This is a genomic window from Streptomyces noursei ATCC 11455 (genome assembly GCF_001704275.1).
Taxonomy (GTDB): domain Bacteria; phylum Actinomycetota; class Actinomycetes; order Streptomycetales; family Streptomycetaceae; genus Streptomyces; species Streptomyces noursei.
Window position 1 is genome coordinate 5,810,879 of the sequence record NZ_CP011533.1, and the last position, 26,406, is coordinate 5,837,284.

At 74.6% G+C, this 26,406-nt stretch carries 18 protein-coding genes and 1 tRNA gene; 15 read left to right on the top strand and 4 right to left on the bottom strand.

Going from position 1 to position 26,406, the window contains the following annotated elements; genetic code table 11:
• Positions 1-111: 111 nt before the first annotated feature.
• On the top strand, positions 112-1,302 hold the full coding sequence (locus SNOUR_RS24635) for a uroporphyrinogen-III synthase (protein ID WP_067350973.1): 1,191 nt from the start codon (positions 112-114) through the stop codon (positions 1,300-1,302).
• A 67-nt stretch (positions 1,303-1,369) separates the two neighbouring features.
• Here the strand turns inward: SNOUR_RS24635 and SNOUR_RS24640 are convergent, their stop codons facing one another.
• Positions 1,370-2,146, bottom strand: coding sequence for a class I SAM-dependent methyltransferase (locus SNOUR_RS24640; protein ID WP_067350976.1), 777 nt, complete (start codon positions 2,144-2,146; stop codon positions 1,370-1,372).
• A gap of 266 nt (positions 2,147-2,412) precedes the next feature.
• On the opposite strand from SNOUR_RS24640, the gene SNOUR_RS24650 reads away from it, so the two are divergent.
• The 4 genes from SNOUR_RS24650 to SNOUR_RS24665 all read left to right on the top strand — a co-directional run bounded on the left by SNOUR_RS24650 (position 2,413) and on the right by SNOUR_RS24665 (position 8,132).
• A complete protein-coding gene (locus SNOUR_RS24650; RefSeq protein ID WP_067350982.1) occupies positions 2,413-3,027 on the top strand; it encodes a CGNR zinc finger domain-containing protein in 615 nt (204 codons plus the stop codon).
• Between the two features lie 109 nt (positions 3,028-3,136).
• Positions 3,137-5,581 carry a HelD family protein gene (locus SNOUR_RS24655; RefSeq protein ID WP_067350985.1) on the top strand — a complete coding sequence of 815 codons (2,445 nt, stop codon included), beginning with the start codon at positions 3,137-3,139 and terminating at the stop codon, positions 5,579-5,581.
• A gap of 590 nt (positions 5,582-6,171) precedes the next feature.
• Positions 6,172-7,605: an NAD-dependent malic enzyme gene (locus SNOUR_RS24660; RefSeq protein WP_067350988.1), complete on the top strand. Its 1,434-nt coding sequence runs from the start codon at positions 6,172-6,174 to the stop codon at positions 7,603-7,605.
• A gap of 245 nt (positions 7,606-7,850) precedes the next feature.
• A complete protein-coding gene (locus tag SNOUR_RS24665) occupies positions 7,851-8,132 on the top strand; it encodes an HU family DNA-binding protein (RefSeq protein WP_004951951.1) in 282 nt (93 codons plus the stop codon).
• Positions 8,133-8,326: 194 nt separating this feature from the next.
• On the opposite strand, the gene murA is transcribed toward SNOUR_RS24665, so the two are convergent.
• Positions 8,327-9,673, bottom strand: coding sequence for a UDP-N-acetylglucosamine 1-carboxyvinyltransferase (gene murA, locus SNOUR_RS24670; protein ID WP_067350990.1), 1,347 nt, complete (start codon positions 9,671-9,673; stop codon positions 8,327-8,329).
• A gap of 294 nt (positions 9,674-9,967) precedes the next feature.
• Between murA and SNOUR_RS24675 the strand changes: the two genes are divergently transcribed.
• Both SNOUR_RS24675 and SNOUR_RS24680 read left to right on the top strand, forming a co-directional pair.
• Positions 9,968-10,642, top strand: a complete 675-nt coding sequence (locus tag SNOUR_RS24675) for a YqgE/AlgH family protein (RefSeq protein WP_067350992.1) — start codon at positions 9,968-9,970, stop codon at positions 10,640-10,642.
• A 201-nt stretch (positions 10,643-10,843) separates the two neighbouring features.
• Complete coding sequence (locus SNOUR_RS24680) at positions 10,844-11,524, top strand: hypothetical protein (RefSeq protein WP_067350995.1); 681 nt, start codon at positions 10,844-10,846, stop codon at positions 11,522-11,524.
• Between the two features lie 37 nt (positions 11,525-11,561).
• Here the strand turns inward: SNOUR_RS24680 and SNOUR_RS24685 are convergent, their stop codons facing one another.
• Positions 11,562-12,572 carry a LysR family transcriptional regulator gene (locus tag SNOUR_RS24685; RefSeq protein WP_079142866.1) on the bottom strand — a complete coding sequence of 337 codons (1,011 nt, stop codon included), beginning with the start codon at positions 12,570-12,572 and terminating at the stop codon, positions 11,562-11,564.
• A 126-nt stretch (positions 12,573-12,698) separates the two neighbouring features.
• Here SNOUR_RS24685 and SNOUR_RS24690 point away from each other — a divergent pair, with 126 nt between their 5' ends.
• The 6 genes from SNOUR_RS24690 (at position 12,699) to SNOUR_RS24715 (ending at position 21,622) form a co-directional block, all read left to right on the top strand.
• Entirely contained in the window at positions 12,699-13,889 is a 1,191-nt protein-coding gene (locus SNOUR_RS24690; protein ID WP_312633549.1) for an MFS transporter, read from the top strand.
• Complete coding sequence (locus SNOUR_RS24695) at positions 13,876-14,160, top strand: DUF3039 domain-containing protein (RefSeq protein WP_026247947.1); 285 nt, start codon at positions 13,876-13,878, stop codon at positions 14,158-14,160. The genes SNOUR_RS24690 and SNOUR_RS24695 overlap by 14 nt, the downstream gene beginning before the upstream one ends.
• Before the next feature lie 210 nt (positions 14,161-14,370).
• Entirely contained in the window at positions 14,371-16,029 is a 1,659-nt protein-coding gene (locus SNOUR_RS24700) for a beta-N-acetylhexosaminidase (RefSeq protein ID WP_067350997.1), read from the top strand.
• A gap of 232 nt (positions 16,030-16,261) precedes the next feature.
• Positions 16,262-17,158, top strand: a complete 897-nt coding sequence (locus tag SNOUR_RS24705; protein WP_067351000.1) for an FAD binding domain-containing protein — start codon at positions 16,262-16,264, stop codon at positions 17,156-17,158.
• The gene (locus tag SNOUR_RS24710) at positions 17,155-19,215 is read left to right on the top strand and encodes a (2Fe-2S)-binding protein (protein ID WP_067351003.1); all 2,061 of its coding nucleotides are present in this window, start codon (positions 17,155-17,157) and stop codon (positions 19,213-19,215) included. The genes SNOUR_RS24705 and SNOUR_RS24710 overlap by 4 nt, the downstream gene beginning before the upstream one ends.
• A gap of 73 nt (positions 19,216-19,288) precedes the next feature.
• Entirely contained in the window at positions 19,289-21,622 is a 2,334-nt protein-coding gene (locus SNOUR_RS24715) for a xanthine dehydrogenase family protein molybdopterin-binding subunit (protein WP_067351005.1), read from the top strand.
• Between the two features lie 524 nt (positions 21,623-22,146).
• Here SNOUR_RS24715 and SNOUR_RS24720 read toward each other — a convergent pair.
• Positions 22,147-22,218, bottom strand: a tRNA-Cys gene (locus SNOUR_RS24720).
• A gap of 282 nt (positions 22,219-22,500) precedes the next feature.
• On the opposite strand from SNOUR_RS24720, the gene SNOUR_RS24725 reads away from it, so the two are divergent.
• A complete protein-coding gene (locus SNOUR_RS24725) occupies positions 22,501-24,138 on the top strand; it encodes an MFS transporter (protein WP_312633553.1) in 1,638 nt (545 codons plus the stop codon).
• A 111-nt stretch (positions 24,139-24,249) separates the two neighbouring features.
• On the top strand, positions 24,250-26,046 hold the full coding sequence (locus SNOUR_RS24730) for a DEAD/DEAH box helicase (RefSeq protein WP_067351009.1): 1,797 nt from the start codon (positions 24,250-24,252) through the stop codon (positions 26,044-26,046).
• The last annotated feature ends 360 nt before the right edge of the window (positions 26,047-26,406 follow it).

Sequence of the window (26,406 nt, forward strand, 5' to 3'; positions counted from 1 at the left end):
CGTTGGCAGGCTCGAAACCTGGCGCGGTGCGCCGGAGCCGTGGCACCCGGGGGTTCCCCGGACGGGAGCGCCCGGCGCAACAGACCACTCGGGGCGGAGCGGAACGGACCGATGCACGATCAGCTGGAGCCTGCCGGGCAGGAGCGGCCCGGGGAGCCGGAGCGGGCGCTGCGCCCGTTGGACGGCTTCACCGTCGGGGTGACCGCGGCCCGTCGGGCGGAGGAGCTGGGCGCGTTGCTGGAGCGCCGGGGCGCCCACGTGGTGCACGCCCCGGCGCTGCGCATCGTGCCCCTGCCGGACGACGCCGAACTGCTCGACGTCACCCGTGCGCTGACCGAGGACCCGCCGGACGTGGTGGTGGCCACCACCGCCATCGGGTTCCGCGGCTGGATCGAGGCGGCGGAGGGCTGGGGGCTGGGCGAGGCGCTGCTGGGCCGGCTGACCGGCGCGGAGCTGCTGGCCCGCGGCCCGAAGGTGCGCGGCGCGATCCGGGCCGCCGGGCTGACCGAGAAGTGGTCGCCGGCCTCGGAGTCGATGGCCGAGGTCCTCGACCGGCTGCTGGCGCAGGGCGTCGCCGGACGGCGGGTCGCCGTTCAGCTGCACGGGGAGCCGCTGCCGGGGTTCGTCGAGGCGCTGCGGGCCGGTGGCGCGGAGGTGATCGGGGTGCCGGTGTACCGGTGGATGCCGCCGGCCGACCTCGGGCCGGTGGACCGGCTGTTGGACGCGGTGCTGGCGCGCGGCCTGGACGCGGTGACCTTCACCAGCGCGCCGGCCGCCGCGTCGCTGCTGCGCCGGGCCGCCGAGCGCGGCATCCAGCCGGAGCTGCTGGCCGCGCTCCGGCAGGACGTGCTGGTGGCGTGCGTGGGGCCGGTGACGGCGCTGCCGCTGGAGGCGCTGGACGTACCCACCCGGCAGCCGGAGCGCTTCCGGCTGGGGCCGCTGGTGCAGCTGCTGTGCCGGGAACTCCCGGGCCGGGTGCCGCCGTTGCCGGTCGCCGGGCGGCGGCTGGAGATCCGCGGCCGGGCCGCGGTGGTGGACGGCGGGCTGCGGCCGGTGCCGCCCGCCGGGATGGCGCTGCTGCGCGCCCTGGCCCGCCGCCCCGGCTGGGTGGTGGCCCGCGGCGAGCTGCTGCGGGCGCTGCCGGGCACGGGCCGGGACGAGCACGCGGTGGAGACCGCGGTGGCGCGGCTGCGGACGGCGCTGGGCGAGCCCCGGCTGATCCAGACGGTGGTCAAGCGCGGCTACCGGCTGGCGCTGGACGCCCCGGCGGACACCGAGAAGTACGGCGACGGCACGGCCTAGCCAGGGTCTGCCGCCACCTTCCCGTCCGTCCGCCCCGTCCTCCGTCCCGCGGCCCGTCCCGGCTCCCTCAGGCCGGGTTGGTCACCCGGATCTTGGACTGGCCGTGCGGCCGGGACTCCCAGTCCTCCATGAACCGCGCCTGGAGCCCGTGCTTGCGGGCCAGCCGCAGCAGGGTCTCGGTCCGGTAGTAGAAGTCCTCCCGCAGCACCTGGTGTTCGGTGCCCTCGGTGCGGTCGAAGGTGAAGTCGAAGAACCCGCCGGGCGCCAGGATCCGGCCGACGTGCGCCAGGCACTCGTCGATGACGTGGATCGGCGAGTGCGAGAAGACGCTGTGCGCGTGGACGACGTCGAAGTGCGCGGACGGCAGGAACTCCAGCTTGAGGTCCTGGGTGATCGTCAGGTGCGGGAGCTTGTCCTGGAGCTCGTAGGTCGTCAGGGTCTGCTTGGCGGCTATCAGGATGTCGGGCGAGATGTCGATGCCGTAGTAGTGGCCGGCGTCCAGGTGGGCGATGAAGCGCCAGCCGGCGCGCAGGTTGCCGCAGCCGATGTCGAGCATCCGGTGCCCGGGCCGCAGCCCGTGCTCCACCAGGTAGTCGAACTGCATCTCGCCCAGCGCCAGCCAGCGTTGGTGGCTGCGGCTGCCGACCGCGGCCTCCGGGTTGCGGCTGGTGTCGGAGGCCATCACCGCGCGGTAGTACGCGACGTGGTCGGGGTGCTTGAGGCGCAGCCAGGTGTCGCGGGCGGTGCGCTTGACGTACGGGGCGATCCGGGCGGGGTTGCGGACCGCGTAACCGAGCTTGTGGGTCAGGCTGGCGCGGTTCTTGAGCAGCGGAGAGGGCGACATGCGGCGGACTATACAGCAGATGTATACGCGCGATATCTACATGGGGTGTCTACATGGGGTGTCTAGGTGGTGGGCGGCGCGCCGCTCCGTCGTGCCGGTGCCCGCCGCCCCGTCCCGCCCCATCCCGCGGCCGGCGCGGATGGGCCGCGCGTCGTCCGTGGGGTTCCGGGGAGCGGCGCGGCCGGGCACCCTGGGAGCGCTCCCGTACGCCCCCTCCGCCCCCTTTCCCGTGTTTCCCGTGTCCGTTCCCGAGGAGTGACAGGCACATGGCAGCCCTCTACGGCCTCCGGTTCGACTGCGGGCGGATCTGCCTGGACCTGGTGGCCACCGCCGCCGGCGCCCCGGCCGCCGTCGAACGGCTCACCGGCCCCGGGCCGTTGGCCGCCTGGCTGACCGGTGCGGGGGTGGTGCCGCCCGGCGCCGCGCTGGACGCGGTCGACGCCTGCTGGGTCGCCCGCTTCCGGGCGCTGCGCGAGGTGCTGGGCCGGATCGTCCGCGCCGAACTGCGCGGCCGGGCCGCCGCCTGTGACCTGGTGCTGCTGAACGCCGCGGCCGGGGCCGCCCCGCCGCCCGCGGTGCAGGCCGTCCGCGGCCCGGACGGTGCGCTGGCCGGCGCCCTGGCCGGGCCGCCCGACTGTGCCGGGCTGTTGGCGGTGGTGGCCCGGGACGCTGTCGCGCTGCTCACCGACCCCGTGGTGCGCGGGCAGTTGCGGCAATGTGCCGGCGAGGGCTGCGGGCTGGTCTATCTGGACACCTCGCGCGGCCGGCGCCGTCGCTGGTGCTCCAGCGAGGTCTGCGGCAACCGCGCCCGGGTGGCCCGGCACCGGCAGCGGGCCGGACGGGCCGGGCGACCGGACCCGCCCGTACGAACCGTGTTCTGAGGCAACATCCGACCGGCTCCGTCCAGTTTTGTCCGTCTCTCCAGGTGCGCGCGGTGCCGGGTTCGCGTACGGTTGACGGCTGCCCTACGCACAGCAGAAGGGGGCTTGGGTGGCCGCGCACAACGCCACGCACGCACCGGACCACGCACCGGATTCCGTTCGGGACCGTGAGATCGAGGCCGAGCAGACGCATCTCGACCTCGTCTACCGGCGTCTCGAGGAGAAGATCCACGAGGCGGAGTTCCTCATGGACGACGCCGCCAAGCGCGGCCAGGTCGGCACGCCCGGCGCGCTCGCCGAACGCGACGCCCAGGTCTTCCAGGCCGGCGTCCATCTCCACCGTCTCAATTCCGAGTACGAGGACTTCCTCTTCGGCCGGATCGACCTGCTCCTGGGCAAGGACGGCAAGAAGGGCCCGGACGGCGCCTACACCTCCGTCGAGCCCGCCGACGGCGTGATCCAGGACGGTCGCGCCGCCATCGCCGAGACGCTGCACATCGGCCGCCTCGGGGTCCTGGACGCCGACTACTCGCCGCTGGTCATCGACTGGCGGGCGCCGGCCGCCGCGCCCTTCTACCGCGCCACCCCGGTCGCCCCCGGCCGGGTGGTCCGCCGCCGGGTGATCCGCTCCAAGGGCCGCCGGGTGCTGGGCGTCGAGGACGACCTGATGCGCCCGGAGGTCACCGCCACCCTGAACGGCGAGGAGCTGCCGGCGATCGGCGACGGCGCACTGATGGCCGCGCTGGGCCGGGCCCGCAGCCACACCATGCGGGACATCGTCGCCTCCATCCAGGCCGAACAGGACATGGTGATCCGGGCCCCCGCCGCCTCCGTCACCGAGGTCGAGGGCGGGCCGGGCACCGGCAAGACCGCGGTCGCCCTGCACCGCGCCGCCTACCTCCTCTACCAGGACCGCCGCCGCTACGCCGGCGGCATCCTGATCGTCTCCCCGACGCCGCTGCTGGTCTCCTACACCGAGGGCGTGCTGCCGTCGCTCGGCGAGGAGGGGCAGGTCGCCATCCGGGCGCTCGGCTCGCTCGTCGAGGGCGCCGAGGCGACCGCCTACGACCCGCCCGCGGTCTCCCGCGTCAAGGGCTCGGCGCGGATGCAGAAGCTGCTGCGCAAGGCCGCCCGCGGGGCGCTGGAGGCGGCGGCCCCGGCCGCCCCGCCGCGCGCCCGCACCGCGGAGGACGCCCAGCTGTCCCTGGAGGACCTCGCCGCGGGGACGGACGCCCCGGCCGCCGCCCCGGTCCCGCCGACCCGCCTGAGGGTCGTCGCGTTCGGCGCCCGGCTCGAACTGGACGAGGCCGAGCTGCGCGCCATCCGGCAGTCCGCGCTGGGCGGCACCGCCCCGGTCAACCTGCTGCGCCCGCGCGCCCGCCGGCTGATCCTGGACGCCCTGTGGGCCAAGTCCGGCGCCGCCCGCCGCTACCCGGACCCGGAGCTGGCCGCCGAGGTCCGCCAGGGCTTCGACGAGGACCTCGTCACCGAGCCGGAGTTCCAGGAGTTCCTGGACGCCTGGTGGCCGGAACTCACCCCGCGCGGGGTGCTGGCCGCGATGGCCGACGAGCGCCGCCTGGGCCGCTGGGCGCGCCGTCTGCTCAACCCCCGCGAGGTGCGTCAACTCGCCCGCTCGCTGCGGCGGCTGGGCGGCGACGGCCGGGGCCCGCTGTCGGTGCACGACGTCGCGCTGCTGGACGAGCTCCAGCAGATCCTGGGCGCCCCGGCGAGACCGGCCCGCCCGCGCGAGGCCGACCCGCTGGACCAGCTGACCGGCCTGGAGGAGCTGACCACCTACGCGGACCGGCTCTCGGCCGGCCGCTCCGGCCGCCGCGAGCGGCTGGAGGAGGAGCGCGCCGACTACGCCCACATCATCGTCGACGAGGCCCAGGACCTGACGCCGATGCAGTGGCGGATGGTGGGCCGCCGCGGCCGGCACGCCACCTGGACCGTGGTCGGCGACCCGGCGCAGTCCTCCTGGTCGGACCCGGACGAGGCCGCCGAGGCCCGCGACGAGGCGCTCGGCACCCGCCCGCGCCGGCGCTTCACGCTCACCGTGAACTACCGCAACCCGGCCGAGATCGCGGAGCTGGCGTCCAAGGTGCTGGCGCTGGCCATGCCCGGCACCCCGTCGCCCAGGGCGGTCCGCTCCACCGGCCTGGAGCCGCGCTTCGGCGTCGTGGACGGGGCGCCCGGCACGCGCGGTGCCGCAGAAGCGGCACTGGCCCGTGCCGCGGTCGCCGAGGCCGAACGGCTGCTGGCCGAGGTCGAGGGCACGGTCGGCGTCGTGGTGGCGATGCACCGCCGCGAGCAGGCCCGCGCCTGGCTGGCCGGGCTCGGCGACCGCGTGGTGGCGCTGGGCTCCCTGGAGGCCAAGGGCCTGGAGTACGACGCCACCCTGGTGGTCTCGCCCGCCGAGATCGCCGACGAGTCCCCGGCCGGCCTGCGGGTGCTCTACGTCGCCCTGACCCGGGCCACCCAGCAGCTGACCGTGCTCTCCGCCGCCGCGGACGACCCGGACGCCGACGGCGTACCGGATCTGCTGCGCGACTAGTTCGTGTCCGCCCCGGGCCCGGCCCCGGTCCCCGGCGGTGCGCCCCTGCGCGGGCGTACCGCCGCACCGGCGGGCGTGCTGCCATCCGAGGGGTTGTGAAATCAGTCGCGCGGGACGGGATTCGCTTGCCGGGATGGTTTGTTAGCCTTGGTGGCGGCACCGGCTCGATCCAAGCCCCCGGGCCCAACCATCGTCGCTACGAGCGACCACTTGCCGCGAGGCGAGCATGGCGGGTCGGTGTCATGAACCAACGGCGCGGGCGTCCCTCCTTCGGGAGGGGCGCCCGCGGTCGTTCTCCCACCGGTTTCCCCCTGGCTTCTCCCGCCGGTCTCCTCGTGGCTCCCCCCTGATTCGCCCCCCGTTTTCCCCTGCGCCGGTGCCGGGGGCGCGCCTTGGCCGGTTCGCGACACCGAGGGGGGTTCCGCTCTCCAGGTCAACTCTCGTATGGTGGAAGAGTCTTTCCGGAATTTGTGGCTGGTTACCGTGTACCGGCTGGTAGGTGGGACGATCGAACAACGCGCTCCGGCTCGGGCACCCCTGAGACCCGGGGCCGCTTAGAGCCAAACCAGGGAAAGCAGAGGAAGTCGGCCATGGCAACGGCGCCTAGCGTCTCGTATTCGATGACGGTGCGACTGGAAGTCCCAGCGAGCGGCACCGCCGTCAGCCAGCTCACCACGGCCGTGGAGTCCTCCGGCGGGTCGGTCACCGGCCTCGACGTGACCGCGTCCGGCCACGAGAAACTCCGGATCGACGTCACGATCGCCGCGACCTCCACCGCGCACGCCCAGGAGATCGTCTCCCAGCTGCGCGGCATCGAGGGCGTCTCGCTCGGCAAGGTCTCCGACCGGACCTTCCTGATGCACCTCGGTGGCAAGATCGAGATGTCGTCCAAGCACCCCATCCGGAACCGCGACGACCTGTCCATGGTCTACACCCCCGGCGTCGCCCGGGTCTGCCAGGCCATCGCCGACAACCCCGAGGACGCCCGCCGGCTCACCATCAAGCGCAACAGCGTCGCCGTGGTCACCGACGGCTCCGCGGTCCTCGGCCTCGGCAACATCGGCCCCAAGGCCGCCCTGCCCGTCATGGAGGGCAAGGCGGCCCTCTTCAAGCGCTTCGCCGGCATCGACGCCTGGCCGATCTGCCTGGACACCCAGGACACCGACGCGATCGTCGAGATCGTCAAGGCCATCGCCCCCGGCTTCGCGGGCATCAACCTGGAGGACATCTCCGCGCCCCGCTGCTTCGAGATCGAGGCCCGGCTGCGCGAGGCCCTGGACATCCCGGTCTTCCACGACGACCAGCACGGCACCGCCATCGTGGTGCTCGCCGCGCTCACCAACGCGCTGCGGGTCGTCGGCAAGAAGATCGAGGACGTCCGGGTCGTGATGTCCGGCGCCGGCGCGGCCGGTACCGCCATCCTCAAGCTGCTGCTGGCCGCCGGTGTCGGGCACGCGGTGGTCGCCGACATCCACGGCGTGGTGCACGCGGGCCGCGCCGACCTGGTCGACGCCGACCCCGACTCGGCGCTGCGCTGGATCGCCGACAACACCAACCCCGACGGCATCACCGGCACCCTCAAGGAGGCCGTGGTCGGCGCCGACGTCTTCATCGGCGTCTCCGCCCCCAACGTCCTCGACGGTGACGACGTGGCGCGGATGGCCGACGGCGCGATCGTGTTCGCCCTCGCCAACCCCGACCCGGAGGTCGACCCGGCCCTCGCCCGGCAGACCGCCGCCGTCGTCGCCACCGGCCGCTCCGACTTCCCCAACCAGATCAACAACGTCCTGGTGTTCCCCGGGGTCTTCCGCGGCCTGCTCGACGCCGCCTCGCGTACGGTGAACACCGAGATGATGCTGGCCGCGGCCGGCGCTCTCGCCGATGTCGTGCTGGACGACGAGCTCAACGCGAACTACATCATCCCCAGCGTCTTCAACGAGAAGGTCGCGGGCGCGGTGGCCGGCGCGGTGCGCGACGCGGCGAAGGCCGCGGGCGATGCTGTGACGACTGCCACGGAGATCTGAGACGGCGCGTCGCAGGACCTGCCCTCAGCAGGCCCCCCATAGGGTGTCGAGTGACCCTCCAGGGTGCCGGATTGGCTTTACCGCCGCAGGTGGGGGCAGGATGCTCTCCCAAGGACATTGTCCAGGGGGACCTCAGGCGCGAGGGAGCTGAAGGACGGACCCGGTTCGGTGGGCCGTCCGAGGGCCCTGGCAGCATCGGCTTCGATCTCACGCCGCATTGGCAAGAAGAACACGGGAGTACATACATGAACCGCAGTGAGCTGGTGGCCGCACTGGCCGATCGCGCCGAGGTGACCCGCAAGGACGCCGACGCCGTTCTGGCCGCGCTCGCCGAGACCGTCGGCGAGGTCGTCGCCAAGGGCGACGAGAAGGTCACCATCCCCGGCTTCCTGACCTTCGAGCGCACCCACCGTGCCGCTCGCACCGCGCGCAACCCGCAGACCGGTGAGCCGATCCAGATCGCGGCCGGCTACAGCGTCAAGGTCTCCGCGGGCTCGAAGCTCAAGGAAGCCGCCAAGGGCAAGTAAGGCCCTTGCCACGGCATGAAAGGCGGCCACCCCTCCGGGGGGTGGCCGCCTTTTCGTATGCCCGCGTACGGCCTGTCCAGGGGCCTTCGGAGGGCCGCACACCCGGGACCCGGCCCGCCGTGGTGCTGCCCGGGTACGGCGAAGGCGCCGCACGGTCGACGTGACCGTACGGCGCCCTCGGGGACGAGCGGGGATCAGCCGCGCGGGTTGTGGTTCGGCAGCTCCACCTTCGCGCCCAGTTCCACGAGCTTCTCCATGAAGTTCTCGTAGCCGCGGTTGATCAGGTCGATGCCGTGCACCCGGGAGGTGCCCTGCGCCGCCAGCGCCGCGATCAGGTACGAGAAGCCACCGCGCAGGTCGGGGATGACCAGGTCGGCGCCCTGCAGCTTGGTGGGGCCGGAGACGACCGCGGAGTGCAGGAAGTTGCGCTGGCCGAAGCGGCAGGCGGAGCCGCCCAGGCACTCGCGGTAGAGCTGGATGTGTGCGCCCATCTGGTTGAGCGCCTCGGTGAAGCCCAGCCGGGACTCGTAGACCGTCTCGTGCACGATCGACAGGCCCGACGCCTGGGTCAGCGCGACCACCAGGGGCTGCTGCCAGTCGGTCTGGAAACCGGGGTGGACGTCGGTCTCCAGGGCGATGGCGTTGAGCGAGCCGCCCGGGTGCCAGAAGCGGATGCCCTCGTCGTCGATCTCGAAGGCGCCGCCGACCTTACGGAAGGTGTTCAGGAACGTCATCATCGAGCGCTGGTGCGCGCCGCGGACGTAGATGTTGCCCTCGGTGGCCAGCGCCGCGGACGCCCAGGAGGCGGCCTCCAGGCGGTCCGGGAGGGCGCGGTGGGTGTAGCCGTCGAGCTTGTCCACACCGGTGATCCGGATCGTCCGGTCGGTGTCCATGGAGATGATCGCGCCCATCTTCTGCAGGACGCAGATCAGGTCCTCGATCTCGGGCTCCACGGCGGCGTTCGACAGCTCGGTGACGCCCTCGGCCAGCACGGCCGTCAGCAGCACCTGCTCGGTCGAGCCGACCGACGGGTACGGCAGCCGGATCTTGGTGCCGCGCAGCCGCTGCGGCGCCTCCAGGTACTGGCCGTCGGCGCGCTTCTCGATCTTCGCGCCGAACTGGCGGAGCACGTCGAAGTGGAAGTCCACCGGCCGGCCGCCGATGTCGCAGCCGCCCAGACCGGGGATGAAGGCGTGACCCAGCCGGTGCAGCAGCGGGCCGCAGAACAGGATCGGAATGCGCGACGAACCGGCGTGCGCGTCGATGTCCGCGACGTTGGCGCTCTCCACGTGCGAGGGGTCCAGGACCAGCTCGCCGGGCTCGTCGCCCGGGCGCACCGTGACGCCGTGCAGCTGGAGCAGCCCGCGCACCACGCGGACGTCCCGGATGTCGGGAACGTTGCGCAGCCGGCTCGGACCACTGCCCAGCAGGGCGGCGACCATGGCCTTGGGCACAAGGTTCTTCGCGCCGCGAACCCGGATCTCGCCCTCCAGCGGGGTGCCGCCGTGGACAAGCAGTACGTCGTCAGTAGAGACGGTCATGGATCTCGCGTTCCTGGAGTCGGTCTGGGCCACCAGAAATGGTAAGGGCGGGAGAGGGGGTGCCCGTGGCGGTGCCCCCGCTCCGGGCATGTAATGGCTTTGTCACAACACGCTCCGCTACGGTCCCCCTGTGATTCGTCATCACTCTTTATGTCTAATGCGGCGAATGTCGCGAATGGGTCATTCGGTCCGAAGTCCGTGCGCCGGGGCCTGCCGCCGTACGCCCACCCTGCTCTCCCAGCAGGTTCGGGCGTTGACTCCCCCTTCGGGCCGGAAGTGCGGGATCATGTGGCCATGACCGAGGTGTCCTCGCTCACAGGGCGACTGCTCGTCGCCACACCCGCGCTCGCCGACCCGAACTTCGACCGCGCGGTGGTGCTCCTCCTCGACCACGACGAGGAGGGGTCCCTCGGCGTGATCCTCAACCGTCCCACACCGGTCGGCGTCGCCGACATCCTCGCCCCCTGGGCCGAGCTGGCGGGGGAGCCCGGGGTGGTCTTCCAGGGCGGCCCGGTCTCGCTGGACTCGGCGCTCGGGGTGGCCGTGGTGCCCGGCGGCGGGCCGTCCGGCGAGGGCGCCCCGTCCCCGGGGAGCGGCCCCCGCACCGGCGGCGCGGACGGCGGGACGGCCGGCGCCCCGGTCACGGACACAGCGGAGGGCGCCGGGCCCGGGGACGAGCCCCTGGGCTGGCGCCGGGTGCACGGCGCGATCGGCCTGGTGGACCTGGAGGCGCCGCCGGAGCTCCTCGCCGCGGTCCTCGGCAGCCTGCGGATCTTCGCCGGGTACGCGGGATGGGGGCCCGGCCAGTTGGAGGACGAGCTGGTGGAGGGGGCCTGGTACGTCGTCGAGTCGGAGCCGGGCGACGTCTCCTCGCCCGATCCGGAGCAGCTGTGGCGGGCCGTGCTGCGCCGGCAGCGCAACGAGCTGGCGATGGTGGCCACCTACCCCGACGACCCGTCGTTGAACTGAGCCGCCGGACCGCACCGGGCGTCGCCGCGCCGCGCGTGCCGGGGGCTCGTGCGCCGGGGAGTGCGCCCGGGCGCTCACCGGCGCATTTTGTGACGGCTTCGTCATGGGGAATTGTCAGACCCCGTCGCTATCGTTCGGAGTGCCAGGAACGCTGCGCGGACGCAAGGGCGCGGTCGCGCCGATCGGACGGGGGAGAGCACCATGCACAGGCCGAGCGTGCCCGAGGACCTGGACCATCCCGAGCAGTTGTGGGCACGGGCCGCGACGCTGGCGGTGGTGGCCGCGGCCATGAACGACGGGGACGAGTACTCCTGGGGGCCGGGCGGCCTGGCCTGCTGGAACTGCGGCGGCTCGTACTGGTGGCGGCTGAAGCTGTACGACGACGGCCGGGCCCTGCTCTGCGGCCAGGACTCCGACGGGAGTTACACGCACAGCGGCGACAGGCAGATCGACTTCCTGGCCGGCGGCCCCGCATGGCTGCCCTGGGAGCAGCTGCGCGACGACGCCCAGGGCAACCTCCTCGGCTTCGCCTACTGGTACGAGGACGGCGTCTGGGCCCGCGCCCCGTATCCCGCGACGATGCCGGACGACGGCCTGGAGATGGCGCTGAGCTGGGCGGCGCCCGGTGATGCGGCGGTGCGGGAGATCACCGAGCACCTGGTGGCCCTCACGGAGACCGACGTCCACCCCGCCGAGACGGTCCGCGCCTTCATCGCGTCCGCCGCGGCCCGCACGGTCGGCGCGGCGGACGTCTCCGCGCTGCTGGACGCGGTCTGCGGCCCGGACTGCTGGTACGAGGTCCGCCCGGAGGCCGCGTTGGCGTTCGCCGCCGACCTGGGGCTGACCGGGGACCGGGGCGGGGTGCCGGCGGTGGCGTCGTAGCGCCGCTCCGGCGCGCGCCGGAGTGCCCCTGTGGGCGTCAGCGGCGGCGCTGTCCGCCCAGGGTGAAGAAGCGCTCGGCCAGCGGATGGGCGTCGCGGGCCGGCAGGGCCAGGCGCACGGGCACCGGCGGCGCGTTCTTCAGCCGGACGTAGCGGATCTGGGGGTGCGGGTGCCGTTCGGCCACGCTCTCCGGGGCCACCCCGACCCCGTGCCCGGCCGCGACCGCCTCCAGCCACTCGTCGAAGTTGTCCGCGGTGCAGGCGAGTTGGGGGCGCCGGTCGGCGGGCCAGAGCTCGGGCCGGGTGGTGCCGGTGACGGTGTTGACCACCAGCGGCAGCTCCGCCAGCTCGGCCCAGTCCAGCACCCGCCGGTGGGCCAGGCCCTCCGGGGCGCCGGCCCGCGGCACGGCGGCCACCCGCGGTTCCTGCAACAGCAGCGCGGTGCGCAGCCCGGCGTCCCGCGGCACCTCGCCGCGGAGCACCACGATGTCCGACTCCCCGGTCTCCAGCCCGGCCAGCGGGGTGTCCCGGCGGACGAGCCGGACCCTGGCGCCGGTCGCCGCCCTGAACTCCGTGACCAGCGTGCGGCAGGCGGCCGGCAGCAGCGAGGTGAAGCCCAGTCGCAGCTCCCCCGGCCCGGCGGGGGAGCGCAGCGCGGCGGCGAGCCGGGGGAGCAGCGGGGCGAGGTCGGTGTAGAGGCGGCGGCCGGCGTCGGTGAGGGCGACCCGCCGGGTCGTCCGGTCCAGCAGCCGGACGCCGAGCGTGGCCTCCAGGGCCCGGACGGCCCGGGTCAGCGCGGGCTGGCCGGTCCGCAGCCGGGCCGCGGCGTGGGTGAAGCTGCGCTCCTCGGCGACGGCGAGGAAGCCCCGCAGGTGCCGGAGTTCGACGCCGTCGAGGGCCGGGTCGGCGAGCCAGTCGGCGTCGCCGGACGCGGGGTCGGACGTGGGGTCGGGGGCGTCGTCGTGGGCCGACCCCGTCGCGGCGCGGTCCTGGCCGTCGGCGCCGTCCTGGATGCCGGCGCCGTCCTGGGTATCGCGGACACCATTCATGTCGCCCCAGCATAAGTGCTCCGTCCGAGCATTTCCCCGGCTATCCGGAGACTGCCTACGTTTCCCCGCGTCGGTCCGTCCCGGGGCCGGGGACGGTCCCCGGCGCCTCCCGGACCACCAGGGGAGATGAGCACGGTGCGCAAGGTCTGGCTGCTGACGCTGGGGGCGTTCACCCTCGGCCTGGACGCCTATGTGATGGCGGGGCTGCTACCGGTCCTCGCCGCGGACATCGGCACCCGGGTGTCCCTCGCCGGCCAGCTGGTGACGGTCTTCACGCTGGCCTACGCGATCTCCGCGCCGCTGGTCGCCGGGCTGCTCTCCGGCGTGCGGCCCCGGCTGCTGATCCTGGCGGCGCTGGCCGTCTTCACCGTCGGCAACGGCCTGACCGCGCTGGCCCCGTCGCTGGGCGCGCTGCTCGCCGCCCGGGTCGTCGCGGGCGCCGGCGCCGGGGTCTACTCCGCGCTGTCCACCGCGGCCGCCGCCGCACTGGTCCCGGAGGAGAAGCGCGGCCGGGCGCTGGCGCTGGTCATGGGCGGGATGAGCGCGGGCACCGTGCTGGGCGTGCCGATCGGGGTGCTGCTGGCCGAGCACACCGGCTGGCGGGCCACGCTCTGGCTGGTCACCGCGCTGGGCGCGGTCGCGCTCGGCGGGCTGGCGGCGCTGCTGCCGCAGGTGCCCGCGGGGCCCGCCGTCCCGGTACGGGCCCGGCTGACGGCCATCGCCGACCGCGCGGTGGCGCCGGTGGTCGCGGTGTCCTTCCTCGCCGCGGTGGCCAGCCTCGGCCTCTACACCTACCTCGCGCCGGTGCTGGCCGCGGCCGGCGGCGTCCACGAGGTCGCCCCGTATCTGTGGGCCTGGGGCGCCGGTGGTGTGCTGGGGAGCGTGCTGGCCGGGCCGCTGGTGGACCGGACCGGACGGGTGCGGCTGCTGGCCGGCGTGATTCTGCTGGTGGTCACCGCGGCCCAGGCCCTGCTGCCGACCCTGGCGGCGGTGGCGCTGCCCGGTGCGGTGGTCGCGCTGGTGGCCTGGGGCGCGGCGGGCTGGGCGTTCCAGGTGCCGCAGCAGCACCGGCTGCTCCAGGCCAGCGCGCAGCGCGGCACCGTCGCCCTCGCGCTGAACAATTCCGCGCTCTATCTGGGCAGCGCGGTCGGCTCGGCGCTCGGCGGGCTGGCCCTGGCCGCGGGGCTGACGCCGGCCGCGCTGCCCTGGGCGGCGGCCGGGGTCGCGGCCCTGGGACTGTTGGTGCATCTGGTGGCGGGCCGACGCTCCCGACCCGCGCCGCGCGTGAGTACCCTTGGCAGTTATGAGCACTCTTGAGCCCGAGCGCGGGGCAGGTACGGGGACCCTCGTAGAGCCGACACCGCAGGTGTCGCACGGCGACGGCGACCACGAGCGCTTCGCCCACTACGTCCAGAAGGACAAGATCATGGCGAGCGCGCTCGACGGCACCCCCGTCGTGGCGCTCTGCGGCAAGGTCTGGGTCCCGGGTCGCGACCCGAAGAAGTACCCGGTCTGCCCGCTGTGCAAGGAGATCTTCGAGTCCATGGGCGCCGGTGGCGACAAGGACAAGGACGGCGGCAAGAAGTAACCGCCGGCCGCGGCGCCCGCCCGCTGGGCCCGGCGCCCCGGCCCGCCGCTCCGCGCCCAGGGCCTGCACGGGCCCGGGTCCCTCGTGGGCCCGGGCCCGTCGCCGTGCCCGGCCCGTGTGCCGCCGTCCCGGCCCCCGGGCGGCGCGCTCTTCGGCACGGGCCGGCAGGCGCGGGTTTCTCCCCGCGGCGGCGCGGTGAAGACTGACGTGATGACAGCTCTGGAGACCGCTCCCCCCACGGGTCTGATCCCGGCACCGCTGAGCCGCGACCTGGGCGACGCCGGGGCCCGCCCCCGGACCGTACGGCTCGGTGCGCAGACCGCGCTGGCCGCCGCCCCCGGCACCGAGGACACCGCCCGCTGGTTGCGCGGCACCCTCGGCGCCGCCTTCGCTCTGCCGCTGCCGCCCGGCCCCGCCGACGCACCGGACACCCTGACACTGGCCCTCGACCCGGCCCTCCCGGAGGAGGGCTATCGGCTCGACGCCGACGCCCACTGGGGCGTGCGCGTCACCGGAGGCGGCCCGGCCGGTGTCTTCTGGGGCGCACAGACGCTCCGTCAGCTCCTCGGCCCCGCCGCCTTCCGGAGCGCGCCGCTCGACCCGGGGCGCACGCCGGGCCTGCCGGAGCAGACCGTCGAGGACGCCCCCCGTTTCCGCTGGCGCGGCCTGATGCTGGACGTCGCCCGGCACTTCCTGCCCAAGGACGGGGTGTTGCGCTACCTCGACCTGATGGCCGCCCACAAGCTGAACGTCCTGCACTTCCACCTCACCGACGACCAGGGCTGGCGGCTGGAGATCCGCCGCTATCCGAAGCTGACCGCGATCGGTGCCTGGCGCGAGCGCAGCAAGCTCGGCCACCGCGACTCGCCGCTGTGGGACCCGCGCCCGCACGGCGGCCACTACACCCAGGACGACATCCGCGAGATCGTCGCCTACGCCGCCGCGCGGCAGATCACCGTCGTCCCCGAGATCGATATCCCCGGGCACTCGCAGGCCGCCATCGCGGCATACCCGGAGCTCGGCAACACCGACGTCATCGACACCACCTCCTTGAAGGTCTGGGACACCTGGGGCGTCAATCCCAACGTACTGGCGCCCACTGACAGCACCCTGCGCTTCTACGAGCACGTGCTGGAGGAGGTCCTCGAACTCTTCCCGTCGTCCTTCGTGCACCTCGGCGGCGACGAGTGCCCCAAGGACCAGTGGCGGGCCTCGCCCGCCGCGCAGGCCCGGATCGCCGCGCTGTCGCTGGACGGCGAGGACGGCCTCCAGAGCTGGTTCATCCGGCACTTCGACCGCTGGCTGACCGCCCGCGGCCGACGGCTCATCGGCTGGGACGAGATCCTCGAAGGGGGCCTGGCGGAGGGGGCCGCGGTCTCCTCCTGGCGCGGGTACGCGGGCGGGGTCGCCGCGGCCAAGGCCGGGCACGACGTCGTCATGTGCCCCGAGCAGCAGGTGTATCTGGACCACCGTCAGCACGCCTCCGCCGACGAGCCGGTGCCGATCGGCTACGTGCGGACCCTGGAGGACGTCTACCGTTTCGAGCCGGTGCCACCGGAGCTGACGGGCGAACAGGCCGCGCGGATCCTCGGCACCCAGGCCAACGCCTGGAGCGAGGCGATGGACAGCCGGCAGCGCCTGGACTACCAGGTCTTCCCGCGGCTGGCCGCGTTCGCCGAGGTCGCCTGGTCCCGGTTGCCCGCCCCGGCCGCCCGCGACTACCCGGAGTTCACCCGGCGGATGGCCGACCACTACGCCCGCCTCGACGCCCTCGGCGTCGACTACCGCCCACCCGGCGGCCCCCTCCCCTGGCAGCAGCGCCCCGGCATCCTCGGACGCCCCTTCGACGGGGCGCCCCCAAACGTGTGAGCCCGCGCCCAAGGAGGGCGCCCGTCCGGCCGGACCTGGAACGGTGGTGCGGGTTCACCGGAATCGGCGGACGAAACCGGACCAGCGCCCTCTTCGAGGACGGAACACCGCTTCGCGGACCCTCGCGCGTACCGGGTCCGCGAAGATGTGCCAGAGTTGCCACGTCCGGGCCGTGAGCACGTACCGTACGGCGGAGCGGAACTGCCGGGACACCGGGGAAGGGGCAGCTGGGTTGACCACGCACGCACCGCACGCGTCGCAATCGGTGACGTTGCCGGCCTCGCTCGACGAGGCGGTGGCGGCACTCACCGCCATGCCCGCCGCCGTGCCCGTCGCAGGCGGCACGGATCTCATGGCGGCGGTCAACGCCGGACTCCTCAGACCCGCGGGCCTGGTGGGCCTCGGCCGGATCAGCGAGATCCGCGGCTGGCAGTACCTGGACGGTCATGCGCTGCTCGGCGCCGGCCTCACCCTCGCCCGTATGGGGCGTCCCGACTTCGCCGCCCTGATCCCGGGTCTGGCCGCCGCCGCGCGCGCGGCCGGCCCGCCGCAGATCCGCAACGCCGGGACCCTCGGCGGCAACATCGTCACCAGCGCCCCCACGGGTGACACCCTCCCGGTGCTGGCCGCCCTGGAGGCCACGGTGATCATCGCCGGCCCCGGGGGCGCCCGCCGCGAGATCCCGGTCAGCCACCTGCTCACCGGTCGCGAGATGTTGAGCCCCGGGGAACTCGTCGGCTTCGTACGGGTTCCGCTGCTGCACGCCCCGCAGACCTTCCTCAAGGCCACCGGGCGCACCGGCCCCGGCCGCGCCACCGCCTCCGTCGCGCTGGTCCTGGACCCGGCCCGGCGCTCGGTGCGCTGCGCGGTCGGCGCGGTCGCCGCCATGCCGCTGCGCCCCCTGGAGGCCGAGCAGTGGGTGGCCTCGCTCATCGACTGGGACGGCGAACGCGGCCTGGTCCCCGAGGCGCTGGCCGCCTTCGGCGACTACGTGGCCGCCGCCTGCATCCCCGACCCGGTGCCGCCGCAGGACGGCTCCGAACCTGCGGCCCTGCCGCCGGCCGCCCTGCACCTGCGCCGTACGGTGGCAGCCCTGGCCCGCCGCGCACTTGGGAGGGCGCTCGCGTGAGCAACGCAGACAACCGTCATCCGCAGCAGCCGCACCCCGAGCAGGGCTGGCAGCCGCTGCCGCCGGGCGGCGAGTACGAGTCGGAGGCGACCGCCTTCGTCCAGCTCCCCGAAGGCTTCACCACCGGCGCGTACGGCGCCGGTTACCGCGCGCCGGGCGCCGACCCGCTGGCCGCCCCCGGCCACGGCTACACCCCGCCGGCCTCGTTCCCCGCGCACTCCGCCGCGCCCCCGGTACCGGACGCGGGCACCGACCCGGCGGCCACCGGGCAGTGGACGATGCCGTTCGCCGACCCGGCCACCGGCTACGCCGACCCCGCGGCGGGCTACGCCGACCACATGGGGCGGCAGGAGCCCGCACCGCACCACGACCCCGCCGCGGCCTACCAGGCCAACGCGCCCGAGGGCGCCCAGCCGTGGGGCGGCGAACAGGTGCACTGGCCGGTCGCCGGCAGCCCGGAGGCGGCGGGCGGTACGTGGGCCGTCCCGGCGGCCGACGACACCCTGGAGGAGTCCGGCGAGTACCTGGTCGGCGACGACCGCCGGCCGACCGGCCACGGCGCCGCCCCGACCTACCCGGACGGCGGCTACTCCGGCCTGCCCTACGAGGGCGGCCAGGCCGCGGGCCAGGGCGGCCCCGCGGAGACCGGCGCCACCGGACACTGGAACTTCACCGCCGGGCTCAACGCCACCGGCGGGTCGGCCGGGGCGGTCGACGCCGGCCATGCCGCCGGTGCTGCCGATGCCGGGGAGGGCGGTGTCGCGGAGGAGCCGTTCGCGGCGCCGGCCGAGGACCCGTATGCGCAGGGCGCCGCGGCGGCCGGTACGGGCGGTGCCACCGGCCACTGGTCGCTGCCCGCCGACGCACTGGCCCAGTGGCCGCCGGCCGGCCAGACGGCCCACCGGCAGGACGGGGCCGCGGGCCGGGAAGCCGCCGCCGAGGTGCCCGCCCCGAGTGGCGCCGAAGGCTGGTCGGTCCCGGTGGTGGAGGGCGAACAGCCGGACACCACGGGCGAGTTCATGATCGACGCCGCCCATGGTGCGAGCGTCGGTGCGCTCGTCGACCCCGGTGCCGTGCCCGGCACGCCGGTCGGCGACGACTTCACCGGGCACGGTGCCCCCGCGGCGCCCGAGGCCCCCACCGAGGCCGTGGACGCCCACCCGACGCCGACGCCCGCCGCCGACGCCTTCGCGCCGGCCGCCCCCGCCGCTCAGGACGCCGCGGACGCCGGCCCTGCGGGGGAGCCCGTCACGGACGCCGGCGCGCCCGCCGCCGAGCCGGTCCCCGCCGAGGCCGCGGCACCCGCCGGACCGGCCGCGCACGGGACCGAGGACGCCCCCGCGGCCGCCCCTGAGGCTCCGGCCGCCCCCGAGGCAGCCGTTCCCGAGGCCCCGGACGTCCCGGACGTCCCGGACGCCGCGGCGGTCCTCGACGGGCACGACGAACACCCCTCGGCGTCCTACATGCTGTGCGTCAACGGCATCGACCGGCCCGTCAAGGACGCCTGGATCGGCGAGTCGCTGCTGTACGTGCTGCGCGAACGGCTCGGCCTGGCCGGCGCCAAGGACGGCTGCTCCCAGGGGGAGTGCGGGGCCTGCTCGGTCCAGGTGGACGGGCGGCTGGTCGCCTCCTGCCTGGTGCCTGCCGTCACCGCGGCCGGCAGCGAGGTCCGCACCGTCGAGGGGCTCGCGCGCAACGGCGTGCCCTCCGACGTCCAGCAGGCGCTCGCCGCCTCCGGGGCCGTCCAGTGCGGCTTCTGCGTACCGGGCATGGCGATGACCGTGCACGACCTCCTGGAGGGCAACCACGCCCCCACGGAGCTGGAGACCCGCAAGGCGCTCTGCGGCAACCTCTGCCGCTGCTCGGGCTACCGCGGTGTCCTGGAGGCCGTCGCCGACGTCGTGAAGTCCCGCGCCGAGGCGAGCGACGTCGCCGAGGCCGCCGTCGCCGACGCGGCGCCGGTCGAAACCGCCCGCATTCCCCACCAGGCGGGTCCCGCCGACCCGATGGACGGGGCGCCGCACCACCCGGACACGCAGCCGGGAGGCGCTGGGTGAGCAAGCGCAGCGAGCGATTCGTCACAAGGTGCGGGCCTCGCGGATGCGAGGGCGAGCGGAGCGAGGTCTTGGCATGAGCGGTACCACCGACGGCGCCGGTGCCGTCACCGCGACGCCCGCGGCGGGTGTCCAGGCCCCCGTGGAACCGTCGTCGCACGGACTCGGCGTCTCCCTGATGTCCGCCGACGCGGCGGCCAAGGCGGAGGGCACCTTCCCGTACGCCGCCGACCTGTGGGCCGAGGGCCTGCTGTGGGCGGCCGTGTTGCGCTCCCCGCACCCGCGGGCCCGGATCCGGTCCGTGGACACCCGGCACGCCACGGAGATGCCGGGCGTGCGCGCCGTCGTCACCCACGAGGACGTGCCCGGCGACAAGGGGTACGGCCGGGGCATCGCCGACCGGCCGGTGTTCGCCATGGACGAGGTCCGTCACCACGGTGAGCCGATCGCCGCGGTGGCCGCCGACCACCCCGATACGGCCCGGCTGGCCGCCGCCGCCATCGTGGTCGACTACGAGGTCCTGGAGGCCGTCACCGACCCCCAACTCGCCTTCGAGGCGGAGCCGTTGCACCCCGACGGCAACCTCATCCGGCACATCCCGCTCCGCTTCGGCGACGCCGAGGCGATGGGCGAGGTGATGGTGGAGGGCTTCTACCGGATCGGCCGCCAGGACCCGGCGCCCATCGGGGCCGAGGCCGGCCTCGCGGTGCCGCGCCCCGACGGCGGGGTGGAGATCTACACCGCCTCCACCGACCCGCACACCGACCGCGACCTGGCCGCCGCCTCCTTCGGCCTGGAACCGGAGCAGGTCAAGGTCGTGGTGACCGGAGTGCCCGGGGCCACCGGCGACCGCGAGGACCCCGGCATCCAGTTGTCGCTGGGGCTGCTGGCGCTCCGTACGGGCTGCCCGGTGAAGCTGGCCGCCACCCGGGAGGAGTCCTTCCTCGCCCACGCCCACCGCCACCCCACCCTGCTGCGCTACCGCCACCACGCCGACGCCGAGGGCAAGTTGGTCAAGGTGGAGGCGCAGATCCTGATGGACGCCGGGGCCTACGCGGACACCTCCGCCGAGGCGCTGGCCGCCGCGGTCTCGTTCGCCTGCGGCCCGTACGTCGTCCCGCACGCCGTCGTCGAGGGCTGGGCGGTGCGCACCAACAACCCGCCGTCCGGCCACATGCGCGGCGAGGGCGCCCTCCAGGTCTGCGCCGCCTACGAGGGCCAGATGGACAAGCTCGCCGCCCACCTGGGTCTGGAGCCGGACGAGATCCGCCGGCGCAACGTCATGGCCACCGGCGACCTGCTGCCCACCGGGCAGACCGTCACCTGCCCCGCCCCGGTCGCCGAACTCCTGCGCGCCGTCACCGAGGCGCCGCTGCCGGAGCTGCCCAAGGACACCCCCGAGGCGGAGTGGCTGCTGCCGGGCGGTCCCGAGGGCGCGGGTGAGCCGGGCGCGGTCCGGCGCGGCGTCGGCTACGCCCTGGGCATGGTGCACATGCTCGGCGCGGAGGGGGCCGACGAGGTGTCCACCGCGACCGTCAAGGTCAGCGGCTCCGTCGCCACCGTCATCTGCGCCGCGGTCGAGACCGGTTCCGGGTTCTCCACGCTGGCCCGGCAGATCGTCCAGGAGACCCTGGGCGTCGACGAGGTGCACGTCGCGGGCGTGGACACCGACCAGCCCCCGGCCGGCCGGGCCTGCCACGGCCGGCACACCTGGGTCTCCGGCGGCGCCGTCGAGCGGGCCGCGAAGATGGTCCGCACCCAGCTCCTGCAGCCGCTGGCCCACAAGTTCGGGATGTCCACCGAGCTGCTGCAGATCGCCGACGGCAAGATCACCTCGTACGACGGGGTGCTCAGCACCACCGTTGCCGAGGCGCTGGACGGCAAGGAACTGTGGGCCACCGCCCAGTGCCGGCCGCACCCCACCGAACCGCTGGACGAGACCGGGCAGGGCGACGCCTTCGTCGGCCTGGCGTTCTGCGCCATCCGCTGCGTCGCCGACGTCGACATCGAGCTGGGTACCGTCCGGGTGGTGGAGATGACCGTGGCCCAGGACGTCGGCCGGGTGCTCAACCCGCGCCAGCTGCGGGCCCGGATCGAGGCCGGGGTCACCCAGGGCCTGGGCGCCGCGCTGATGGAGAACCTCCGCACCACCCGCGGTCAGGTCCGCCACCCCGACCTGACCGGGTATGCGCTGCCGACCGCGCTGGACGCGCCGGACATCCGGATCGTCAAGCTCGTCGAGGACCGCGATGTGGTCGCCCCGTTCGGCGCCAAGGCGGCCAGCGCGGTGCCGGTGGTGACCTCGCCGGCCGCGGTGGCGTCGGCGGTCCGTGCCGCCACCGGCCGCCCGATCGGCCGGCTGCCGATCCGGCCGCAGGCGGCGGTGGCACAGCCGGTGCAGACGCCGTAGCGAGGCCGCGACGACGCCGTAGCGAGGCTGCGACGACGCCGCGGTGACGCCGCGTCGTGCGGCCCCGCGGCGGTCCGCGCGGCGCGCCCGATCGCGCCTCTCCGTCCCCGCCCCTGCCGCTGCGGCTGAGGCTGCGGCTGCCTCTGCCCTTCCCGCGCGCGACCTGCGGCTTCACTCTCCGTCACGGCCGTTGTCAGTGCCGTCACTTACGGTTTTTCCAGCGCGCGATTTCGTGCGTGGCGCCGGTCGGGGACCGGCGGACGGCCGACCGGCGGCGGACGCTGCCGAGCGAGGGGGCGGGCGGAATGTACGGGGGAAACGGTGTGCACGGGGGAGTCGGGGTGCACGGGGGAAACGGCGAGGGCGGCGGCAGCACGGGAGCGGGCGCGGCCCGGAGGGCGTGCGCGCGCCGGACGGCGGTCCCCGCGCTCGTCGGGGCCGCCGTCGGACGGCTGCGCCGCAGCGCCCGCGCGCTGCCTGTCGCGGCGTTACGCGCACCGCGCGCGGCGTTGCGGGACTGTCAGAGGCCGTGGCGGGATTCGAACCCACGTAACTCGCTTTGCAGGCGAGCCCCTAAACCACTCGGGCACACGGCCGGGGTGCGGTGTGCTTCCGACTCTAGGCCGCCGGGTGGGGGGCCGGACAAGGGCGGCGGGCGGGCTGCCACGAGGCTGCAACACGCAGTTCACGAACGGGCGGTGGGCGGTGGCACGGCGGCCTCAGGGGCGGCAGAGACGAGTCGGCGGGCCCGAGCGCGCGGTGGTGCGGCGGGGCGTCGTCGCGGGGGCGGGGCGGACCCGTGGCGTAGGACGGACGGCGTAGGGAATCCCCGCCTCCGGACAGGGGCGCAACGGCCTTACGGCCCTTACGCTGGCCCGATGACCGCTGATCCTTCGAGCCCCGCGGACGCGGCCGCCCAGGTCGCGACGGGCAGCACCGCCGCACCCCCCACCGCCACCACCCCCCGACGGACGGACCCCCAGGGGCACGGTCCGGAGCACGGCCCGCACCAGGCCCGCGGCCGGACCGTGCCCACCGACCCGCCCGCCGGCCCGCCTACCGGTTCTCCTCCGGACGGCTCCGGTGGTGTCCTCGGCCGGCGCCACCGTGCCCTGACCCTCGGCATCATCTCCGTCGTCTCCCTCATCGCCTTCGAGGCCAGCGCGGTGAACACCGCCATGCCGGTGGCCGCCAGGGCCCTCGACGGCATCGGGCTCTACGCCTTCGCCTTCTCGGCCTTCTTCACCGCCAGCCTGTTCGCGATGGCGCTCTCCGGTGTGTGGAGCGATCGACGCGGGCCGCTGGCACCGCTGTTCAGCGGTATCGCGGCATTCGGTGCCGGGCTGGTGATCGCCGGCGGGGCGCAGAACATGGGCATGTTCGTCGCCGGGCGGGGCGTCCAGGGCCTGGGCGGCGGCCTGGCGATGGTGTCGCTGTACGTCGTCGTCGGCCGCGGCTATCCCGAACGGCTGCGGCCCTCGGTCATGGCGTCGTTCTCGGCGGCCTGGGTGGTGCCGGTGATCGTCGGCCCGCTGGTCGCCGGGACGGTCACCGAACACCTCGGCTGGCGCTGGGTGTTCCTCTCCATACCCGTGCTGATACTCCTGCCGCTCGCGGTGATGCTGCCGGCGCTGCGCAAGCTGCCGCGCACCGCCCCCGGCCCGGACGGCGGCCTCCGGCACATCCTGGCCAGCCGGCGCAGCCTGTTGGCCCTGGCGGTCGCGGTGGGCGCGTCGCTGCTGCAGTACGCGGGCCAGCACCCGAGCTGGTTCGCGCTGCTGCCGGCCGCCGCCGGGTTGGCGCTGCTGGCCCCGGCCATCGTGCGGCTGCTCCCCCGGGGCACGTTCCGGGCGGGCCGCGGGCTGCCGACGGTGGTGCTGATGCGCGGGTTGGCCGCCGGGGCGCTGGTCGCCGCCGAGAGCTTCATCCCGCTGCTGTTGGTCACCCAGCGCGGGCTGTCCGCCACCCTGGCCGGGCTCTCGCTCACCGGCGGCGGCCTGACCTGGGCGCTCGGCTCGTACGTGCAGAGTCGCCCCCGCCTGGACGCCCACCGCGAGCGGCTGATGGGCCTGGGCATGGCGCTGCTGGCGACGGCGATCGTGCTGGTGCCGCTGGTGCTGATCGACGGGGTGCCGGTCTGGACGGTGGCCGTGGCGTGGACGATCGGCGGGTTCGGGATGGGGTTGAACATCTCCAGCGGCAGCGTGCTGCTGTTGAAGCTCTCCCGCCCGGAGGAGGCGGGCAGCAACTCCTCCTCGCTCCAGATGTCCGACGCACTCGGCAACGTGGCCTTCGTCGGCGTCAGCGGGGTGCTGTTCGCGGCCTTCGGCGGCGGTTCGATCGCCGCGGCCGGCACCGCGTCGGCCGGCGCCGCGGATGCCGCGGGCGCCGCGACGACGAGCCATCCCGCGGCCTTCCTGGCGGTCTTCGCGGCGATGGCGGTGGTCGCGGCCGCCGGTGCGGCGGTGGCCGGCCGGCTCCGCCCGAAGGCCGACCGGGGTCCGGCGCGCGCGTGATGTGACCTCGCTCCCACCCCCGGGCGGGAGCGGGCGTTCCGCGCCGGGCCGCAAGCGGGGCACCGGTAGGCTGACGCGGTTGCCGATCGCCGACCTCAGCCGACGGAGACCGTGACTACCACCAGCGCCACCAACAGCCATCACCTGTCCCCGGCCTTCCCGGGGCGGGCCCCGTGGGGTACCGCGAACAAGCTGCGTGCCTGGCAGCAGGCGGCCATGGACCGCTACATCCAGACCCAGCCCAAGGACTTCCTCGCCGTGGCCACGCCCGGCGCCGGCAAGACCACCTTCGCGCTCACCCTCGCCTCGTGGCTGCTGCACCACCACGTCGTGCAGCAGGTCACGGTGGTCGCGCCGACCGAGCACCTGAAGAAGCAGTGGGCGGAGGCCGCGGCCCGGATCGGGATCAAGCTCGACCCGGAGTACAGCGCCGGCCCGCTGGGCCGCGAGTACCACGGCATCGCGATCACCTACGCCGGCGTCGGCGTCCGCCCGATGCTGCACCGCAACCGCATCGAGCAGCGCAAGACCCTGGTGATCCTGGACGAGATCCACCACGCCGGCGACTCGAAGTCGTGGGGCGAGGCGTGCCTGGAGGCGTTCGAGCCGGCGACCCGGCGGCTGGCGCTGACCGGTACCCCGTTCCGCTCCGACACCAACCCGATCCCGTTCGTGGCGTACGAGGAGGGCAACGACGGGATCCGCCGGTCGTCCGCCGACTACACCTACGGCTACGGCAACGCGCTGGCCGACGGCGTCGTCCGGCCGGTCATCTTCCTCTCCTACAGCGGCAACATGCGCTGGCGCACCAAGGCCGGCGACGAGATCGCGGCCCGGCTGGGCGAGCCGATGACCAAGGACGCCGTCTCCCAGGCGTGGCGCACCGCGCTGGACCCGCGCGGCGACTGGATGCCCAACGTGCTGCGGGCCGCCGACCGGCGGCTGACCGAGGTCCGCAAGGGCATCCCGGACGCCGGCGCCCTGGTCATCGCCTCCGACCAGGAGCAGGCCCGGGCGTACGCCAAGCTGATCCGGGAGATCACCGGCCAGGGCGCGACCCTGGTGCTCTCCGACGACGCGGGCGCCTCGCAGCGCATCGACGACTTCTCGCACTCCGACGACCGCTGGATGGTCGCGGTCCGGATGGTGTCCGAGGGCGTGGACGTGCCCCGGCTCGCGGTCGGCGTCTACGCCACCACGATCTCCACCCCGCTGTTCTTCGCGCAGGCGGTCGGCCGCTTCGTCCGGTCCCGCAAGCGCGGCGAGACCGCGTCCGTCTTCCTGCCCACCGTCCCGATGCTGCTCGGCTTCGCCAACGAGATGGAGGTCGAGCGCGACCACGTCCTGGACAAGCCGAAGAAGGACGGCGAGGAGGACCCGTACGCCGAGTCCGAGAAGGAGATGGACGAGGCGAACAAGGAGCAAGACGAAGAAACAGGGGACGCCGGGGAGCAGTTCTCGTTCGAGGCGCTGGAGTCGGAGGCGGTCTTCGACCGGGTGCTCTACGACGGCGCCGAGTTCGGCATGCAGGCGCACGCGGGCAGCGAGGAGGAGCAGGACTACCTCGGCATTCCCGGGCTGCTGGAGCCCGACCAGGTGCAGCTGCTGCTCCAGAAGCGGCAGGCCCGACAGATAGCGCACAGCCGGAAGAAACCGGACTCCGAGGCGGACCTGCTGGAACTGCCCGCCGAGCGGCGGCCGGTCGTCTCGCACAAGGAAATGCTGGAGCTGCGCAAGCAGCTCAACACGCTGGTGGGTGCCTACGTCCACCAGAGCGGCAAGCCGCACGGGGTGATCCACACCGAGCTGCGCCGGGTGTGCGGCGGCCCGCCGAGCGCGGAGGCGACGGCCGGGCAGCTCAACGAGCGCATCAAGAAGGTGCGGGAGTGGGCAACGCGGATGCGCTGAGGGCATCCCGAAAGCCGAAAGCCGGCGGTGTCCGTGGAGGAGCCGCTCCGCGGCGACCCGATGGGGGTTCCGTGAGGGTGCGGTGAGAGTGCGGGGCGCGGTGCCGCCGCCGTAGGGGCTCGTGAGGCGCGCTGCCACCCCGCCGCGGGGTGGCGCATCCTGGCCCCTACGGAGACGGACTGCGGTGCGGACGAGCCGGGATATTCCGGGCGGGAAAGCCCGGATTCTGGACGCGCTCTTCCGCTGACCGGAGTGGCTCGCTACTGTCCCGGTCACACACACGCCCCGTGGCAGCGCCGCCGCGGAGCGCAGCCGGTGCAAAGCGGCCGGCGGCTCTTGGGCGCTGTTCCGGGACGAACA

Excerpts from the sequence above, each read along its gene's own strand:
- SNOUR_RS24685 (WP_079142866.1), bottom strand. The coding sequence starts at position 12,572 with ATGAATGGTGTCCGCGATACCCAGGACGGCGCCGGCATCCAGGACGGC.
- SNOUR_RS24650 (WP_067350982.1), top strand. The coding sequence starts at position 2,413 with ATGGCAGCCCTCTACGGCCTCCGGTTCGACTGCGGGCGGATCTGCCTG.
- SNOUR_RS24665 (WP_004951951.1), top strand. The coding sequence starts at position 7,851 with ATGAACCGCAGTGAGCTGGTGGCCGCACTGGCCGATCGCGCCGAGGTG.
- SNOUR_RS24700 (WP_067350997.1), top strand. The coding sequence starts at position 14,371 with ATGACAGCTCTGGAGACCGCTCCCCCCACGGGTCTGATCCCGGCACCG.
- SNOUR_RS24690 (WP_312633549.1), top strand. The coding sequence starts at position 12,699 with ATGAGCACGGTGCGCAAGGTCTGGCTGCTGACGCTGGGGGCGTTCACC.
- SNOUR_RS24675 (WP_067350992.1), top strand. The coding sequence starts at position 9,968 with ATGACCGAGGTGTCCTCGCTCACAGGGCGACTGCTCGTCGCCACACCC.
- SNOUR_RS24660 (WP_067350988.1), top strand. The coding sequence starts at position 6,172 with ATGGCAACGGCGCCTAGCGTCTCGTATTCGATGACGGTGCGACTGGAA.
- SNOUR_RS24635 (WP_067350973.1), top strand. The coding sequence starts at position 112 with ATGCACGATCAGCTGGAGCCTGCCGGGCAGGAGCGGCCCGGGGAGCCG.
- SNOUR_RS24715 (WP_067351005.1), top strand. The coding sequence starts at position 19,289 with ATGAGCGGTACCACCGACGGCGCCGGTGCCGTCACCGCGACGCCCGCG.
- SNOUR_RS24640 (WP_067350976.1), bottom strand. The coding sequence starts at position 2,146 with ATGTCGCCCTCTCCGCTGCTCAAGAACCGCGCCAGCCTGACCCACAAG.
- SNOUR_RS24695 (WP_026247947.1), top strand. The coding sequence starts at position 13,876 with ATGAGCACTCTTGAGCCCGAGCGCGGGGCAGGTACGGGGACCCTCGTA.
- murA (WP_067350990.1), bottom strand. The coding sequence starts at position 9,673 with ATGACCGTCTCTACTGACGACGTACTGCTTGTCCACGGCGGCACCCCG.
- SNOUR_RS24680 (WP_067350995.1), top strand. The coding sequence starts at position 10,844 with ATGCACAGGCCGAGCGTGCCCGAGGACCTGGACCATCCCGAGCAGTTG.
- SNOUR_RS24725 (WP_312633553.1), top strand. The coding sequence starts at position 22,501 with ATGACCGCTGATCCTTCGAGCCCCGCGGACGCGGCCGCCCAGGTCGCG.